Source organism: Vibrio sp. 10N.222.46.A1, assembly GCF_041473595.1.
Classification (GTDB): Bacteria; Pseudomonadota; Gammaproteobacteria; order Enterobacterales; family Vibrionaceae; genus Vibrio; species Vibrio tasmaniensis_A.
In genome coordinates this window covers 1-1,773 of record NZ_JBFRSN010000823.1, presented here as the reverse complement: position 1 = coordinate 1,773, position 1,773 = coordinate 1, and the positions used below count along the sequence as shown (strand labels likewise).

Sequence of the window (1,773 nt, the reverse complement as noted above, 5' to 3'; positions counted from 1 at the left end):
AATCAAAAACTTCCCTTTAGTTCTCTACTATTCAATAGCCGAGAAATAGTTGAACAACATATTCGTGCGTAACTGTGATTTAAGATCAGTCTGTTGTGGATTAGAAAATTTAGCTACATTGTTGGATCTCTAGGCATGAGGAAAAGTAAGGCAAGTTGCAGGGTTTAAAACTGAGTTCAATCCCTCTCTGGCTCACTTTTGGGCATAAATGATCTACAGCTTCCCCTAAATTAACAATTCAGAGATAACTATAGGTATGGAAAGTTACTTAACGTAGCGTCCAGTATTGATGGTGCCGATCACTGACAAGTATACGGACCTTCATGACAATATGCTTTTTCACATATTTTAAATCATGCTCTCTAATGCCTATCAATAAAAAAGCCCAAACAAAGGATTGGGCTCAATTGAATAATCATGAAACCATTGTCATGGTGGTTATATTCCGATTAATTTCCCCAGATTTGGCTTACAAACTCTGGATGGTCAATAAACGGATTACGATTCCCTTGGAAATCATGTACCGCCTTATTTCGGTCGATTTCTTTTTGGCTTACTGGATCTTCAGAATGCCAACGCTTTAGCATAGTAAGTAGCCAAGGTTCAAAAACGGTTGTATTGGTTCCATCCAGAACGGCATCAGAGCTTGTAGAGTTTCCTTCCCAATTAGCGATTTCATTTTCATAGCGTGTTGCCATGTAGAAATATGCTCTTGCGAAATCACCTTTAAACTCATCAATTGGCTCAAACACCGTACCGACATAACCAAGAGAGTTCGCTGCACTGCCTAACTTAGAACCATTGCTTGATGTGTATGTCGCGCTACTCACCTCACCAAATGGCCAATTACTACGTTTCGAGTTAACGTAACCGTCAGTGGCAAATAAATGGTGACCGTCAGAGTTCATTGGCTCGACTTTCCCACCAAACCAGCTTTTCGGGAATGAGTGCTCACGGTTGTAGCAATCACCTTCTTTGCTGTATTGACCACATTGATCGGCCACCTTAGTAAATTGGATTGAATCTGAGCCTGAAGGTTTCTCCGAATACATATCGAGAATCGACCCATCAGTGTCATAGTATGCGTCTAGGTCAGCCTCAGACACTAACGTCCAAATAGCGGTGTAACCCTGACTACTATGATTATCAATAATTTGATACAAGGCCGTTTTTAACGCAAAGCCCACTTTGCCTTCAGCGTCTTTGTAATACTCACCTAACACTGGTGGTTCAGTTGGTGGTGTAGTTGAGCCACCAATCGTAAATTCTGTACTCTGACTTGCTTGGAAATCACCACCAGATGCCACAACGGTTCCGTTTACCGACAAACTGTATGAACCATTCCCCACACTGCAACACATCCCATCTCCATAAGAGTCTGAGACTTCTAGGGTGTAGCTACCATCTGCTAAACACATTTCCACTTCATTGTTGGTGTTACTTTGATAGTCTGAACCAGAATAAAGAGTTTGAGAAACTGAGTTTTTGAGAGACCAACTGGTTTCAGAGCCATAGTTATCCGTCACTAGCGTGAGTGCGGCACTTGTGTCATTGCAGCTTTGTGTTGGTGGAGTCTCCGTAGGCTGAAAGTTATCTAAATACACCACTTCCGCACCATCAAAACCTGCATCATCATAAAATCGTATGCCCACAACGATATCTTTAGTGCTCGTAGCGCTGTACGAGTGAGTCAATGCTTGCCACTGATTCGTTAAACCATTATTCGAGTAGCCTAAATAGCCATCAACAAAAAGGCGAGCTTTCACGTTGCCT

The 1,773-nt window shown here is 42.0% G+C and carries 1 protein-coding gene; it reads right to left on the bottom strand.

Annotated elements, in window-relative coordinates; all coding sequences use genetic code 11:
- Positions 1-449 precede the first annotated feature (449 nt).
- A partial coding sequence (locus AB4496_RS20570) for an endonuclease (protein WP_372104635.1) occupies positions 450-1,773 on the bottom strand: 1,324 nt, incomplete at its 5' end.